This is a genomic window from Streptomyces sp. NPDC003038 (assembly GCF_040611115.1).
GTDB lineage: Bacteria > Actinomycetota > Actinomycetes > Streptomycetales > Streptomycetaceae > Streptomyces.
Map to the genome: position 1 here is coordinate 1 of NZ_JBEXNN010000036.1, position 14,136 is coordinate 14,136.

Below are 14,136 nucleotides of genomic sequence, written 5' to 3' on the forward strand. Positions count from 1 at the left end.
GACGGATCCTGCGCCTGGAGCATCGTCCCCATCGCCCCGTCAGCGACGACCACACGGGTCGCCAGCGCCTCACGAAGGGCATCGGCCCGGGTCTGCGCGTTCGTCGTCATGTCAACTGCTCCAGCCTCGGTTCCAGCAGTCCGGCCGCCTGCTCTCCGTACACCGTGCGGATGGTGGTCAGGAGCCGCTCGGGCTGGATCTCGTACGCCTGCGAGCCCACGGTCTCCAGGACGAGCGCGGACATCGCGCAGCCGAGCTGGGCGGCGGTTTCCAGCGGCAGTTCCCAGCTGACGGCGGCCAGGAAGCCGGAGCGGAAGGCGTCGCCGACGCCGGTCGGGTCCTGGGCGTGGACGTCGGGGATGGCGGCGACGGTGACGGTCGGCTCCGTCCTGGTGTCGATACGCACGCCCTGCGCGCCCAGCGTGGTGACCCAGGTGCCGACGCGGTCCAGGACGTCGGCGTGGCTCCACTGGGCGCGTTCGCGCAGCAGGGCGGACTCGTACTCGTTGGTGAAGAGCCAGCGGGCTCCGGTGACGAGGCCGCGTACCTGGTCGCCGGTGAGGCGGGCGAGCTGCTGTGAGGGATCGGCGGCGAAGTCGATGCCCAGGTCCCGGGCCTGTTCGGTGTGGCGGGCCATGGCGTCCGGGTCGTTGGGTGAGACGAGGATCAGGTCGAGGGGGGTGCGGGCATGGACGGTGCGGAGGTCGATGCGGCCGGCTTCGGCCATCGCGCCCGCGTAGAAGGAGGCGATCTGGTTGGAGTCCTGGTCGGTCATGCACATGAAGCGGGCGGTCTGGTGCTCGGTGGAGACGTACACCGAGCCGGTGTCGACTCCGTGTTCCTTGAGCCAGACCTCGTACTCGGCGAAGTCGGGGCCGACGGCGCCCGCGAGGAGGGGGTCCAGGCGCAGGCCGCCGAGACCGTAGGCGATGTTGGCCGCCACTCCGCCCCGGCGCACCTGGAGGGTGTCGACGAGGAAGGACAGGGAGACGTGTTCCAGCTGGTCGGGGAGCAACTGGTCGACGAACCGGCCCGGGAAGGCCATGAGGTGATCTGTGGCGATGGATCCGGTCACCGCGATACGCACGTGGACTCCTGTGAGCTGCTCTGATGTCGGCGGGGCGGAGTGGGGTGGGGGTGAGGGGCAGGGCGGGGCGGGGCGGGGCTGGGCTGGTGTTGCTCAGGGTCGCGGGTGGTGCGGGCCCGGCTGTTCAGGAGCGGGCGGCGGCGGCCTTCAGCTGTCCGGCGCGGTCGGTGCGTTCCCAGGTGAAGTCCGGCAGCTCGCGGCCGAAGTGGCCGTAGGCGGCGGTCTGGGCGTAGATGGGGCGCAGCAGGTCGAGGTCGCGGATGATGGCGGCCGGGCGGAGGTCGAAGACCTCGTTGATGGCCTGCTCGATACGGTCGGTGGGCACGGTGTGGGTGCCGAAGGTCTCCACGAACAGGCCGACCGGTTCGGCCTTGCCGATGGCGTAGGCGACCTGGACCTCGCAGCGCGAGGCGAGTCCGGCGGCGACGACGTTCTTGGCGACCCAGCGCATCGCGTAGGCGGCCGAGCGGTCCACCTTGGAGGGGTCCTTGCCGGAGAACGCGCCGCCGCCGTGGCGGGCCATCCCGCCGTAGGTGTCGATGATGATCTTGCGGCCGGTCAGGCCCGCATCACCCATCGGGCCGCCGATCTCGAAACGCCCGGTCGGGTTCACCAGCAGGCGGTAGCCCTCGGTCTGGAGCTTGATGCCGTCCTCGGCGAGCCGGCGCAGCGTGTGCTCGACCACGATCTCTTGGATGTCCGGGGTCAGCAGCGCGTCCAGGTCGATGTCGGAGGCGTGCTGGGTGGAGACCACGACGGTGTCCAGGCGGACGGCCTGGTCTCCGTCGTACTCGATGGTGACCTGCGTCTTGCCGTCGGGGCGCAGGTAGGGGATGGTCCCGTTCTTGCGGACCTCCGCAAGGCGGCGCGAGAGGCGGTGCGCGAGGTGGATCGGCAGCGGCATCAGCTCGGGCGTCTCGTCGCAGGCGTAGCCGAACATCAGGCCCTGGTCGCCCGCGCCCTGCCGGTCGAGCTCGTCACCCTCCTCACCTGCGGCGGCACCCTCGACACGCTGCTCGTACGCGGTGTCGACGCCCTGCGCGATGTCCGGGGACTGGGCGCCGATCGACACCGACACACCACAGGAAGCGCCGTCGAAGCCCTTCTGCGAGGAGTCGTAGCCGATCTCCAGGATCTTCGCCCGTACCAGGGCGGCGATCGGGGCGTAGGCCTGCGTGGTGACCTCACCGGCTATGTGGACCAGGCCGGTGGTGATCATCGTCTCCACCGCCACCCGGGACGCCGGGTCCTCACGCAGCAGGGCGTCGAGGATCGTGTCGCTGATCTGGTCGGCGATCTTGTCGGGATGCCCCTCGGTCACGGACTCCGAGGTGAACAGACGACGGGACATGTCACTCCTGTGGGTTGGGGGACGGGTCGTCAGGTCGGTAGGGACCGGGCGGTGACGGCCGGCCGGAGGTCGGCGGTCGGCGGTCGGCGCGGTACGCGGCGCCGCCTCACCGGCGCAGGGCGTACGGTGCTGCGGCGTGTGCGGCGTGGAGGTGCGCCGCCGGGCGTCCGGTCCTCCGGCGGTGTACGGCGGTGGGGACCGGGCGGGCGTGTGGTGGTGGTACGGGTGTGCCGGGGCGGGTGTGCCGGGGCGGGTGTGCCGGGGCGGGTGTGCCGGGGCGGCGTCGGCGTGTGCGGCGCCAGCGCGGCTCCGCTCCGCCCCCCTCCGGCCGCTCCGGCCGGTCCGGGCCGGAGCGGGGCGGTATCAACCTCCCTGCCCCTGTGTCCCCGACCCTCGCGCCTCCTGCCGGAGAGCGACCGGAAACCCGCTTGAGGCCGGGTCCGCTGCCGCGGTGGATGCTGTACGGCCGTGCGCGGTTCGAGGACGGAAGGGGGCATGACCTGCCTCCTGAGGGCATGGCGAAGAACGGAAGGACGCATGCGGGGACTCGTGGGGGACACGGCCGAAACATGGTCTGTTGTCGAGAATCCTTCTGCCCGGTCCTCGGCCCGTCCTTGAGAGCGCGTCGAGCGGAGCGGGGAGAGTTCCCCACCTCCGCTCGACCCTCAGCGACGCCGTCCCCGCCGTCCGCGGCGCCCCTACCGGATGCGGAAGTTGGCCATCATCCCCATCGCCGAGTGGTCCAGCAGGTGGCAGTGGTAGACGTACGTCCCCTTGTACGTGTCGAAGGTGGCGTGCAGCTTCACCGTCTCGCCGGGGAAGAGGCTGACGGTGTCCTTCAGCCCGGCTTCGGCCGGCCCCACCGGGGCGCCGTTGCGCTCCAGCACCCGGAACTGGACCAGGTGCATGTGGAAGTTGTGCGGAACGATCTTGTTCGCGTTGGTGACGGTCCAGATCTCCGAGCTGCCGTGCGCGATGGTCTGGTCGATGCGCTGGTGGTCCCACACCTGGCCGTCCATGAGCCCCCGCGGCTCCTGGCGGCCGTCCTCGTCCATGCTGAGGACGATGTCGCGGTGCACCGTCGCCGTGCGCAGGGCCGGCAGGGTGCGCAGTACCTCCGGTATCCGGCTCGGGTCGGGGGCGGTCCGTACGACGTCGAAGCGCAGGACCTTGCCGACCTGGTCGGGTGTGCCCGGGCCCAGGGTGTTCTCCAGGACGATCTTCGTACCGACCGGGTAGCGGGAGAAGTCGATGACCACGTCCGCGCGCTCCGCCGGGGACAGGGCGACGGTGTCCGTGGTGAAGGGGCGTTCCAGCAGGCCGCCGTCGGTGCCGATCTGGATCATCTGGCCGCCGTCGGACAAGCGCAGCTGGAAGAAGCGCATGTTGGAGGAGTTGAGCAGCCGGAAGCGGTATTTGCGGGCGGCGACCTCGACGTACGGGCTGGGGCGGCCGTTGGCGAGGACGGTGGTCCGGCCGAAGACGTCGTCCATGACGTAGACCAGCGCTCCGGCCGCGTCGAAGCGGGCGTCGCGCAAGGCGATGGGGACCTCGTACTGGCCGGAGGGCAGGGGCAGCGACCGCTCGTGCTCGTCCGAGAGGAGGTAGGTGGCGGACAGGCCGCGGTAGACGTGCTCGGACTCCATGTGGTGCGCGTGGTCGTGGAACCAGAGGGGGGCGCCCGGCTGCTGGTTGGGGTAGGTGTAGGTGCGCGAGGTGCCGGGGGCGAAGGTGTCCATCGGGCCGCCGTCGTTCTCCGGTGAGACGTTGCCGCCGTGCAGGTGGACCGAGACCGGCATGGACAGGGTGTTGCGGTGGCGGATCACCACCTTGCGTCCGCTGCGCGCGCGCAGGACCGGCCCCGGGAAGTGGCCGTCGTAGGTGAGGACCTTCGTCTGCGCCCCCGGGATGATCTCCCGCGTCACCTCCTTGATGGTGACGGCGTACGTGTCCTGGCCGCCCAGGACGGATACCGGCGAGAGCACCGGCAGGGCCGGCATGCGCACGGTGAAGGGCGGTGGGACGTTCACGGCCGTCGCCCGGGCGGTGCCGGCGCCGGTGGCGGTGGCGGGGGCGGCGGTGGCCTGCGCGGACCGGGCGTTGAGCAGCGGCGTCAGACCCCCGGTGGTGAGCAGGCCGGCGCCGGTGGCGGCGATGGCGCCGCTGAGCACGCTGCGTCTGGTGACCATGGGTTTTCCTCCTGGGAAGGGCGGGGTGCGGGCGGACATCCGGGGGCAGGGCGGGCGCGCTGTGGGGGGCCGGCGAGCGGTGCGCCCGACGGCCTCACGGGGTGGCGTGCCGGACCGGGGGGTGTCGTGCGGGTGGTGCGCCGTACTGGGGTGTCGCACGGGTGTCGCGCGGCGAGTGCACCAGAGGCGGCTTGCGCGTCACTGGAGCGCGGATGGTGTGCGGGCGTTCGGCGTTGCGCGGGCCTTGCGGGGGCTTCGCGACCCTCCTGGTGCGTGCGCACGACGGCGCACGCGCGACTCGTGCCGCCCCGGAGCCTCGGTGTGGCCGCTGGGGGAGGCTCCCGTGGACCTGCACGACCTGCACGACCTACGTGACTGGCTGCCGCGCGCGCTCGGGGTGGCGGAGCGGTGGGGCGGGCAGTTCGGCCCGTACGAGACCCACGACGCGCACCGCGTGCACCCCGAGGCGTTCACCGAGGCCTTCGACCGCCTCGCCAAGCGGATGGATCACAACTATCCGTTCTTCCACCCGCGTTACGCCGGACAGATGGTCAAGCCGCCGCACCCGGCGGCCGTGACGGGCTACCTCACCGCCATGCTCTTCAACCCCAACAACCATGCCGCCGAGGGCGGGCCCGCGACCACCGAGATGGAACGCGAGGCGGTCGCCGAGCTGGCCGGCATGTTCGGCCTCGCCGCGCACGTCGGGCACCTGACCACCAGTGGCACGATGGCCAACCTGGAGGCCCTGTACGTCGCCCGGCAGCTGCATCCCGGCCGCGGGATCGCGTACAGCGGCGAGTGCCACTACACCCACGAGCGGATGTGCCACGTCCTGGGCATGGAGGGCCACCGGATCCCGGCCGACGTGCGCGGGCGCATCGACCTGGGCGCGCTGGAGGGCGCGCTGCGCGGCGGGCGGATCGGCACCGTCGTCGTCACCACCGGCACGACCGGGCTGGGGGCGGTCGACCCCGTGCACGAGGTGCTGGCGCTGGCGCGCCGGTACGGGGCGCGGGTGCACGTCGACGCGGCGTACGGCGGTTTCTACGCGATCCTGGGCCGGGAGGGTGTCGGCGGCATCAACGCGGCGCCGTGGCGGGCGATCGCCGAGTGCGACTCGGTGGTGGTGGACCCGCACAAGCAGGGGTTGCAGCCGTACGGCTGCGGGGCGGTCCTCTTCCCCGATCCGCGTGCGGGCCGGCACTTCGCGCACGACTCGCCCTACACCTACTTCACCGACTCCGACCTGCACCTGGGCGAGATCAGCCTGGAGTGCTCGCGGGCGGGCGCGGCGGCCGCCGGTCTGTGGCTGACGCTGCAACTGCTGCCGCTCACCCCGGACGGCTTCGGGCGGATCCTGGCCGCGAACCGGCGGGCCGCGCTGCGGTGGGCGGATCTGCTGAGCGCCTCGGGCGAGCTGGAGCTGTACCAGCGCCCGGATCTCGACATCGTGACGTACTTCCCGGTGACCGCCGACCACTGCCTGTCCTCGATCGACGCGGCGTCGGACCGGCTGCTGCGGGCGGGCATGACGGCGGAGGCGGACCCGGTGTTCCTGAGCGTGCTGCGCGCGGACGCGGACGCGTTCGTACGGCGTCATCCGCGCGTGGGGCGCGACGCGCCGGCGGCTCGGGTGATCCGCAGCGTCCTGATCAAGCCGGAGTCGGAGCACTACCTGCCGGCCTTGCACGCGCGGGTGGAGGAACTGGCGGCGCACGGCCGCACGGCGACGGCCTGACGCCTCCCCCGCTCCCCCTCCCCCACGCCCCCCTCGATTCCCCCGCTCCCCCCTCGCCCACGCCCCGCCCACGCCCCGTCCGCCCCCGCCCCCGTCCACTCCCCTGCCCTGCCCCTGCCTTGGCCTGGCCTGGCCTTGGCCTGGCCCGCTCGTTCCTCTCTCCGACCGGAGGTCCCCTCTTGTCCCCGACCGCATCTTCCCCGGCGAACCGGCTGAGCCGTTCGACCCTCACCCACCTCTCGGCGCTCCTGTCGGCCTCCTTCCACCAGGACGCGCTGACCCGCTGGATGATCCCCGACCCGCGGGTGCGGGCCGAGCTGCTGCCGCAGTTCTTCCAGGTCTTCGTCGAGCTCTCCGCCGCGTACGACGGGGTGCTCACCACCCCGGACGGCGACGCCGTGCTGCTCTTCCTGCCGCCCGGCGCCGAGCCGGACGAGGCGGCCCTGGACGCGGCCTTCGCCGGGGCCCTGGGCGAGTACGCGCACGCACTGCGCACCATCACCCGCCTCCAGGCGCAGCGCCACCCGCAGGGGCCGGCGCACTACTCCGTCTCGTTCGGCGCGGTGCGCGCCGGCCGGCAGCGCAGCGGGCTGATCTCCGGGCTGCTGGCCGGGCTGCTGGCCCGCGCGGACGCCGAGGGCGTCGGCGCCTATGCGGAGGCCAGTTCGCCGGGCGGTGAGGCGGCGACCCGGCGGGCCGGCTTCGAGCCTCTGGGCGGTGACATCGTCCTGCCGGACGGCGGCCCCGTACTGCGACCGATGTGGAGGGACCCCCGGTGAGGGGAGACGACCTGATCCAGTCGTGGACCGCGGGCGAGGTCGCCCGCGGCGACGTGCCCCCCGAGCACCTCGGGCCGCTGCTCCAGGTGCTGATGTGGAGCCGGGACTTCCTGGTCTCCAGCCACCCCGAGCTGGGCCGCACCGGGCCGGTGTGCCCCTACACCCAGCCCTCGCTGCGCAAGGATCTGTTCCACCTGGCCGTGCCGTCCGCGGGCTGCGATGACCTGGCCTCGGCCGTCGACTCGCTGCGCACGCGCCACGCGGTGCTGTCCGAGCCGCTGTCGGCGCAGGACCGCGAGCTGCTGACCATCCTCCTGGTGCTGCCGGGCTTCGACCCGACGGACTCGGTGGAACTGGACGAGCTGCAGCGCAAGGCGAAGGACGAGTTCGTGGCGGAGGGGCTGATGATCGGCCAGTTCCATCCGGTGTGCGAGGAACCGGGCCTGTACAACGAGGCGTTCCGCCCGCTGCGGGCCCCGCTGCCGCTGCTGGCGGTGCGCAAGCTGCTGGTCTTCGATCTGCCGTTCCTGCTCGGCGACGACGCCCACATGGACCACTACCTCCAGCGCTTCGCCCCGGGCATCCCGGCCCGTGTCCGCGACCACCTGGTGAGCCGGGTGGTGACGGCCTGATCGTGGACACCGCATGACACGGCACGGCATGGCATGGCACGGCGGGTGCAGGAGGTGTACTTCCTGCACCCGCCGTGCCGTGTCGTGTCGTGGGGTGCTCGCGGCGACGGGCTGTTCCAGGTCGCGGTGGTCGAAGGCCGACCCGGCGAACGGGCCGGCTTCGGCCCGGCTTTGCCGACACGCCTCAGGGCCGCCGCGCCGCCTGGAGGCAGTCCTCCAGGAAGGCCAGGGCGCGCAGGTGGTAGGCGTGCGCCGAGTGGCCCAGGCTGATGTTGTGGCCCGCGGCGGGGAGGTGGTCGATGGTGACCTGCGGGGATGCCGTCAGCTGGTTGGCCATCGCCGACAGGGTGGGGGCGTCCAGGTGCCACCAGGCCTCGTGCTGGGCGAAGGTGAGGCGGACGGGGATGCGGACGTCGGGGGCCAGGGCTTCGAACTGGCGGGGCCAGTGGAGGGTTTCCGCCGATTCGCGGGGCGGGGTCGGGGCGAGCAGGGTGCGGCTGGCTTGGAAGGTGCCGCGCGGGTAGAGGTTCAGGGGGCCCCAGTTGAGTCGGGTGGCGCCGCCGCCCAGGGTCGAGGGGAAGTGCAGGGCCCGGGGGTCGTAGCGGTAGCCGGTGCCGGAGGTGTCCAGGCCCAGCAGCGGCACGGCGCCGTCCGTGGCCGCGGTGTGGAGGGCGACCTTGCCGCCGTCGGAGTGGCCGAGCAGGAAGACGCCGGCGCCGATGTCGTGGGTGCGGGCGTGTTCCTTCAGGGCGGCGTGCAGGGTCTGCGCCTGTTCCGCCAGGCTCTGGCCTTCGGGGAGGAGTCCGGCCGAGGCGCCGTAGCCGGGGCGGTCCACGGCCAGGACGGCGTGGCCCAGGCCGGTGGCGAGGGGGATGAGGGAGTTCCAGTAGGCGGCCCGCATGCCCCGGCCGTGGATCGCCAGGATGGTGGACCTGCGGGCGGTGCCCGCCGCGGGTTCCGCGAGGATCGCGGAGAGCGGTATGCCGCCGGCGTCCAGGACGTACCGGTCCCCGACGTAACGCTCCCGGACGTAACGGTCCTGGACGTACTGGTCCGGGACGTGGCGGTCCTGGACGTAGGAGTCCGGGACGTGGTGGTCCTGGACGTGGCGGTCCTGCCGGTTCGTCGTGGTCATCGCAGCGCCAGCCCTTTGCGGGCGCCGGCCAGCGCGTCCACCCACGCCACCGGGGATCCGGTGCGCAGCAGTGAGGTGCCGACCAGCAGTCCGCCGAAGCCGGCGTCCAGGAGTCCGGCGGCGGTGGCGGGGCCGTCGATGCCGCTGGCGCTCACCGGGCAGGGGGTGCCGGTGGCGCGGACCGCGGGGAGCAGGTCCAGGGAGCGGCCGAGGTCGCCGGCGCCGCGCTCGCGCGTCTTGATGTCCTTGTTGTTGACGGCGATGACGCATTGCGCGGCGTGGTGGACCGCTTCGAGTTCGGATTCCCTGGTGACCTCGACGAAGGGCGTCAGGCCGTTCAGCAGGCATTCGCTCACCAGGGTCCGCATGCTCGACGCGGGCAGCAGGGCGGCGGTCAGCAGCACCGCGGAGGCGCCGAGTTCCTTCGCGGTGCGGATCTGGTCCTTGCGGGTGATGAAGTCCTTTTGGAGCAGGGGCAGGCCCGTCAGCGCGGCCACGTCGCGCAGCAGGGCCGGGGAGCCGCCGAACCAGCGGCCCGTGACGACCGAGATGCAAGGGGCGCCCGCCGTCTCGTACGCCTCCACGATCGCGGCGGGGGTACGGCCGCCGAGCATGTCGTAGCCGTGGGCGTCGCGGCGTTTGACCTCCATCACCACGGGGGTCGGGGAGGCCAGGAGGGCCTCGAGAAAAGGGAAGTCGCTCCGGTTGTGCTTGATCATCGCGAGGGCTCCAGTGGGGCGTGGTCGGGGGTGGGGGCGCTCGTGCGCCAGGCGCGGGCCAGGGCGGCGATCTGGGGGACGCCGAAGCGGCCGGTCGCGCGGTCGCGTGCCGCGGTGTCCACGTCGATGCCGCGGAACCCGCTGTGGCGTACGAGGTCCTCGTAGGCGGGCCGGTTGGCCGGGCTCAGTCCGCCGGCCAGCAGGAAGGGCCGGGTCAGCCGGGGCAGCAGGCAGGTGAGGTGGGCGGGGTCGAGGGGGCGGCCGGTGCTGCCGATCCGGCCGTCCCCGGTGGTGACGTCGAGGAGGAAGAGGTCGGTGCCGGCCCGTTCGTAGGCGGTGATCAGGGGGCGTTCCACGCAGCCGCCGCTCTCCTGGACGTGCAGCACCTTGACGATGCCGACCTGCGGGGGCAGTGCCTGGCGCAGGGCCCGTACGAGTGCGGGCGGCTGGTAGGCGTGGAGCTGGATCCAGCCGGCGCCGCTGTGCCGCACGATCGTGGCGAGCTGTGCGGCGTCGGCGAGGAAGGTGACCAGCACCGGCAGGAGGCCGGCCGAACGGGCCGCCGCCGCGAGGGCGGCGAGCCTGTCCGGGTCCAGCTCCGAGGGGCCGCCGGGTACGCCGTGCCACAGGCCGACGCAGTCGGCCCCGGCGGCGGCCGCCGCCTCGATGTCCTGGGGGGTCGTGGCCCCGCAGACCTTCAGCAGCGTCTGGGACGGCGGGCGGACGGTGCTCACGTGCCCGGCCCCAGTCCCAGCATCGAGGCGATGCGGTTGTACTGGATCTCGTTGGTGCCCGAGTAGATCGTGCCGCCCACGGCGTTGCGGACTTCCTGTTCCAGGCCGGTCTCCGACATGTAGCCGTGGCCGCCGAAGATCTGCACGGCGGTGAGGCTGGTGGCGAGGTTGCTCTCGCTGGTGACGATCTTGGCGATGGCGAGGTCCACGGTGATGTTCTCGCCGGCCTCCAGTTTTTCGCCGGTGTCGTAGAGCCACTTGCGGGCGGTCTCCAGCTGGATCTTCGTGTCGACGATCTTGTTGGCGATCGTCTGGTACGAACCGATCGCCTTTCCGAACGACTTACGCGTCTTGGCGTATTCGACGCACCGCTCCAGCCGGTGCTGCATCTCGCCCACGTTGACGATGAAGGAGAAGAGGATCTCCCGCTTCATCACGTGGTCCAGGACCAGGAATCCGCCTCCGACCCGTCCCAGGACCGCGCTGCGGGGCACGCGTACGTCGTCGAAGAAGAGTTCGCTGAGCGGTGAGGTCCGCAGGCCCATCTTCTTGATGGGTTTGCCGGCGCTCACTCCGGGGGTGTTGCGGTCCACCAGGAAGGCGGTCGTGCCCAGCGGGCCGCCGCTCGGATGGGTGCGGGCGTAGAGCACGATCACGTCGGCGACGGGCCCGTTGCTGACGAAGACCTTGCTGCCGTTGATGACGAAGTCGTCCCCGTCACGGACGGCCCTGGTGGTCATCGCCATGGCGTCCGAGCCGCCCTCGGCTTCGGTGATGGCGTGGGCGCCGATCGCCTCCCCGGAGCAGATCTGGGGCAGGTAGCGCTCTTTCTGCTGCACGGTGCCGAACTGCTGGAGCGGGATTCCGGTGGAGCAGATGGAGGTGGTGAGGGAGAAGCTCAGGCCCGAGTCGCGGTTGTACTCGCCGAGGCCTTCCAGTACGTACATGGTGGTGAGCAGTGACTGGCCGAGGCCTCCGTAGTCCTCGTCGAAGGGCAGGGCGAGGATTCCGGTCTTCTGCACGAGTTTCCACTTGTCCTCGGAGAAGGCGGACTGCTCGTCGAGTTCGAGGTGGTCTGCGCTCAGTGCGTCTCCCCAGCGCTCCAGGCCTTCGCGCAGATCTGCCTGGTCGGCGTTCCAACGGATCACGACGGACCCCTTTGATTCGATGGTGTTTCGGATGAGGGGCGGCGCGGGTACGGCCGGCCGCCGGCCCGGTACGGGGCTTCAGTAGGCGGAGGAGCTGTGGGCGTCGAGGCTGTGGACCTCGTCGCCGCGCAGGGCGGGTGAGAAGACGCAGACCAGGCGCAGGTCCTCATGGGGGCTGGCGACCAGGAAGTGCGCGTCGTGCTGGTCGAGGGCGTACATCCGGCCCGGGACTATCTCGTGGGAGGTGCCGTCGAGTTCGATGACCTCGCCGGAGCCTTCGATGCAGTAGCAGGCTTCGAGGTGGTTGACGTACTCCAGGCGGGACTTGGTGCCGGCCAGCACGGTGGTGTCGGTGAGCGAGTAGCCCAGGCCGTCCTCGGCCAGGAGGAAGCGGCGGCTGAGGCCGTTGCCCCACTCGACGGTCTTCACGGACTCGATGTCGCGGACGATCATGGCGGTCTCCCGGTGTGAGGGTGGTGCGCGGAAGGGTTGCGGATGAGGGGTGGAGCGGGCCTGTGCGGGTGGAGCGGGTAGTGCGGCTCTGTGCGGGTGAGGCGGTCAGTGCGGTGGCAGGGGCAGGGGCAGGACCGAGCGGACGAACTCGCGGAAGGCGCCGGTGACATCGCGGCCGGTTTCCCGGGCCCGCTCCACGGCGGCCGCGGCGGCGGAGCCGATGATCGCGGCGTCGGCGCCGGCGGCGCCGACGGCCTGGACGTCCTGGCGTGTGCTGACCCCGAAACCGACGGCGATCGGGGCCGTGGTGTGGGCCCGCAGTTCGGCGACGGTCTGCGCCAGTGCGGCGTGTCCGCCGGCCGGTGCGGTGCCGCTGCGTCCGTAGTGGGCGACGAGGTAGAGGTAGGCGCGGGCCTGTGCGGCGGCCTCGGCCCTGGTGGGGGGCGGGCTTTGGGCGTAGCAGGTGGTGACGACCGGGAGGGCGGCCGCCGCGGCCGATTCCAGGTGCGTGCGGCGCAGCCGTGGGGGCAGCGCGTGGATGAGCAGTCCGTCGGTGCCGGCCGCGGCGATGTCGCGGGTGGCGGCGGCCAGGTCGCGGTGTTTGAGGCTGTGGCTCCAGTCGGCGAGCAGGGCGATCCGCAGGTGTGCCAGGTGCGGCCGTACGTCGGCGATGAAGGCCAGTACGTCGTCCAGGCCGACGCCGCCGCGCTCCAGCGCCCGGTGTGCCGAGCGGCGGATGACGGGGCCGTCGGTGACCGAGTCGGGGAAGGGGACGGCCAGTTCCAGGCAGTCCACGCCCTCCTCGTCGAGCATGAGGACCAGTTCGCGCAGGAGGGGCAGGGGCGGGTCGCCGGCGTTGAGGAACAGGGCGAGTCCGGGCGGGCCGCCCGGGGTGCGGTGGGCGAAGAAGGGGGCGGGGGCGGGCGCCGCCTGCGCGGGTCGCCTCCCGGCCGGTCCCGGCGTCGGTCCCGGCGTCGGTGTCGGCGTCGGTGTCGGCGTTGGTGTCGGTGTCGCGGCCGGGGCGGAGCCCGTCTTCGTGGTGGCGGTCCCGGCCGGTGTCCGCGTCACCGTCGTGGGGCTAGGCATGGGCTGGTGCCAGGGTGCGCGGTGCGGGGGCCGCGGCGCCGGCCGCCAGGCGGTCGGCGAGGTCGCGGGCGGCCCCCGAGCTGACCGCCGCCTCGGCGAGCGAGAGGGCGGAGGGCCAGTCCCGGCGGGTGCCGGAGGCCACCACCAGGGCGGCCGCGCCCAGGCAGACCGTGCGGGTGGCGACCCGGCCGGCCGTGCCGGACAGCACGGAGAGGAAGTGGCCGGGAGCCGCGGCTGCTTCGGCGGCCGGGCGCAGGTCGCCGAAGGAGCCGTCGGGCGGGGTGAGTTCGCCGGGGCGGATGATCCGGGTCAAGGAGCGGTCGCCGTGGATGGTGTTGGTCGCGAAGGGCAGCAGCTCATCGGCTCCGGTGTCGTTGGAGGTCAGCCAGATCCGGCGGCTGGTGGTGGAGGCGGCGAGCCGGCGCAGGGTGTCCACGGGTGCGGCCGCCGAGACCCCGGTGACCTGGGCGGTCACCGGCAGGTCGGCGAAGAAGGGGCCCAGGGCGTTCAGGAAGCGGCCGAAGGGCTTCATGCTCAGCGGGGCGACGGTGCGGGCCAGCCGGGTCAGCTGCGCCGGGTAGACGAACGGCCCGGCGAAGGCGATCCCGTAGGCGGCGAGGGTGTCCTCGGTCTGGGCGTAGGAGGAGGTGAGGCGGATACCGAGCCGTTCCAGCAGGTCGACGGAGCCCAGGGAGCTGGTGTAGGCGCGGGAGCCGGTTTTGACGACCTTGACGCCGGCGGCTGCGGCGACGAAGGCGGCGGCGGTGGAGATGTTGAAGGTCCTGGGTCCGCCGCCGGTGCCGACGACGTTCACGGTGCCCTGCCAGCAGGTGGTCGCCGGCGGCGCCGGCCGGCGTTCGGCGAGCGAGTCCAGCAGGTGGCGCAGGGTGTGGTGGTCGGGGAGCCGGCTGGTCAGGGAGGCCAGCAGGGCGAGGACTTCGGCCTTGTCGAGGCTGCCGTCGCCGAGCTGGTCCCACCAGGTGCGCCAGGTCTCGCGGCCGACCGGGGCGTGTTGTTCCAGCAGGGCGGTGAGTGCGTCGTGCACGGTCGGTCTCCGTCTTCTCTCGTCGGGGTGGTGGGCG

Annotated in this window: 13 protein-coding genes; 3 read left to right on the forward strand and 10 right to left on the reverse strand. The window is 72.4% G+C overall.

From position 1 onward, the window contains the following. Positions 1-106 precede the first annotated feature (106 nt). From ABZX75_RS29530 to ABZX75_RS29540, 3 genes are all read right to left on the reverse strand, one after another. Positions 107-1,087 carry a carbohydrate kinase family protein gene (locus ABZX75_RS29530; protein ID WP_355415839.1) on the reverse strand — a complete coding sequence of 327 codons (981 nt, stop codon included), beginning with the start codon at positions 1,085-1,087 and terminating at the stop codon, positions 107-109. A gap of 124 nt (positions 1,088-1,211) precedes the next feature. Continuing rightward, complete coding sequence (gene metK / locus ABZX75_RS29535) at positions 1,212-2,438, reverse strand: methionine adenosyltransferase (RefSeq protein ID WP_355415841.1); 1,227 nt, start codon at positions 2,436-2,438, stop codon at positions 1,212-1,214. A gap of 698 nt (positions 2,439-3,136) precedes the next feature. After that, entirely contained in the window at positions 3,137-4,627 is a 1,491-nt protein-coding gene (locus ABZX75_RS29540) for a multicopper oxidase family protein (protein ID WP_355415843.1), read from the reverse strand. 397 nt (positions 4,628-5,024) lie between these two features. Between ABZX75_RS29540 and ABZX75_RS29545 the strand changes: the two genes are divergently transcribed. From ABZX75_RS29545 to ABZX75_RS29555, 3 genes are all read left to right on the forward strand, one after another. Further along, positions 5,025-6,368 carry an aminotransferase class V-fold PLP-dependent enzyme gene (locus ABZX75_RS29545; RefSeq protein ID WP_355415933.1) on the forward strand — a complete coding sequence of 448 codons (1,344 nt, stop codon included), beginning with the start codon at positions 5,025-5,027 and terminating at the stop codon, positions 6,366-6,368. Between the two features lie 179 nt (positions 6,369-6,547). Further along, entirely contained in the window at positions 6,548-7,147 is a 600-nt protein-coding gene (locus tag ABZX75_RS29550; RefSeq protein ID WP_355415845.1) for a hypothetical protein, read from the forward strand. Next, the gene (locus ABZX75_RS29555) at positions 7,144-7,779 is read left to right on the forward strand and encodes a DUF6875 domain-containing protein (protein WP_355415847.1); all 636 of its coding nucleotides are present in this window, start codon (positions 7,144-7,146) and stop codon (positions 7,777-7,779) included. The genes ABZX75_RS29550 and ABZX75_RS29555 overlap by 4 nt, the downstream gene beginning before the upstream one ends. Positions 7,780-7,963: 184 nt before the next feature. Here the strand turns inward: ABZX75_RS29555 and ABZX75_RS29560 are convergent, their stop codons facing one another. The 7 genes from ABZX75_RS29560 to ABZX75_RS29590 all read right to left on the reverse strand — a co-directional run bounded on the left by ABZX75_RS29560 (position 7,964) and on the right by ABZX75_RS29590 (position 14,099). After that, positions 7,964-8,914, reverse strand: coding sequence for an alpha/beta fold hydrolase (locus ABZX75_RS29560; protein WP_355415849.1), 951 nt, complete (start codon positions 8,912-8,914; stop codon positions 7,964-7,966). Continuing rightward, on the reverse strand, positions 8,911-9,633 hold the full coding sequence (locus ABZX75_RS29565; RefSeq protein ID WP_355415851.1) for an indole-3-glycerol-phosphate synthase: 723 nt from the start codon (positions 9,631-9,633) through the stop codon (positions 8,911-8,913). Before ABZX75_RS29565 ends, ABZX75_RS29560 begins: the two co-directional genes overlap by 4 nt. Then, complete coding sequence (locus ABZX75_RS29570; protein WP_355415853.1) at positions 9,630-10,367, reverse strand: N-(5'-phosphoribosyl)anthranilate isomerase; 738 nt, start codon at positions 10,365-10,367, stop codon at positions 9,630-9,632. Before ABZX75_RS29570 ends, ABZX75_RS29565 begins: the two co-directional genes overlap by 4 nt. After that, positions 10,364-11,515 (reverse strand): acyl-CoA dehydrogenase family protein, encoded by a 1,152-nt coding sequence (locus ABZX75_RS29575; protein WP_355415855.1) that lies wholly within the window; start codon positions 11,513-11,515, stop codon positions 10,364-10,366. Before ABZX75_RS29575 ends, ABZX75_RS29570 begins: the two co-directional genes overlap by 4 nt. Positions 11,516-11,593: 78 nt before the next feature. Then, on the reverse strand, positions 11,594-11,968 hold the full coding sequence (locus ABZX75_RS29580; RefSeq protein WP_030721055.1) for an ectoine synthase: 375 nt from the start codon (positions 11,966-11,968) through the stop codon (positions 11,594-11,596). A gap of 105 nt (positions 11,969-12,073) precedes the next feature. Continuing rightward, on the reverse strand, positions 12,074-13,036 hold the full coding sequence (gene trpA / locus ABZX75_RS29585; protein WP_355415857.1) for a tryptophan synthase subunit alpha: 963 nt from the start codon (positions 13,034-13,036) through the stop codon (positions 12,074-12,076). Between the two features lie 10 nt (positions 13,037-13,046). After that, the gene (locus ABZX75_RS29590) at positions 13,047-14,099 is read right to left on the reverse strand and encodes a hypothetical protein (RefSeq protein ID WP_355415859.1); all 1,053 of its coding nucleotides are present in this window, start codon (positions 14,097-14,099) and stop codon (positions 13,047-13,049) included. Positions 14,100-14,136: the final 37 nt, after the last annotated feature.

What these genes read in the sequence shown, in the direction of transcription:
- ABZX75_RS29540 (WP_355415843.1), bottom strand. Translation starts at nt 4,627, where the DNA reads ATGGTCACCAGACGCAGCGTGCTCAGCGGCGCCATCGCCGCCACCGGC.
- ABZX75_RS29580 (WP_030721055.1), bottom strand. Translation starts at nt 11,968, where the DNA reads ATGATCGTCCGCGACATCGAGTCCGTGAAGACCGTCGAGTGGGGCAAC.
- ABZX75_RS29560 (WP_355415849.1), bottom strand. Translation starts at nt 8,914, where the DNA reads ATGACCACGACGAACCGGCAGGACCGCCACGTCCAGGACCACCACGTC.
- metK (WP_355415841.1), bottom strand. Translation starts at nt 2,438, where the DNA reads ATGTCCCGTCGTCTGTTCACCTCGGAGTCCGTGACCGAGGGGCATCCC.
- ABZX75_RS29565 (WP_355415851.1), bottom strand. Translation starts at nt 9,633, where the DNA reads ATGATCAAGCACAACCGGAGCGACTTCCCTTTTCTCGAGGCCCTCCTG.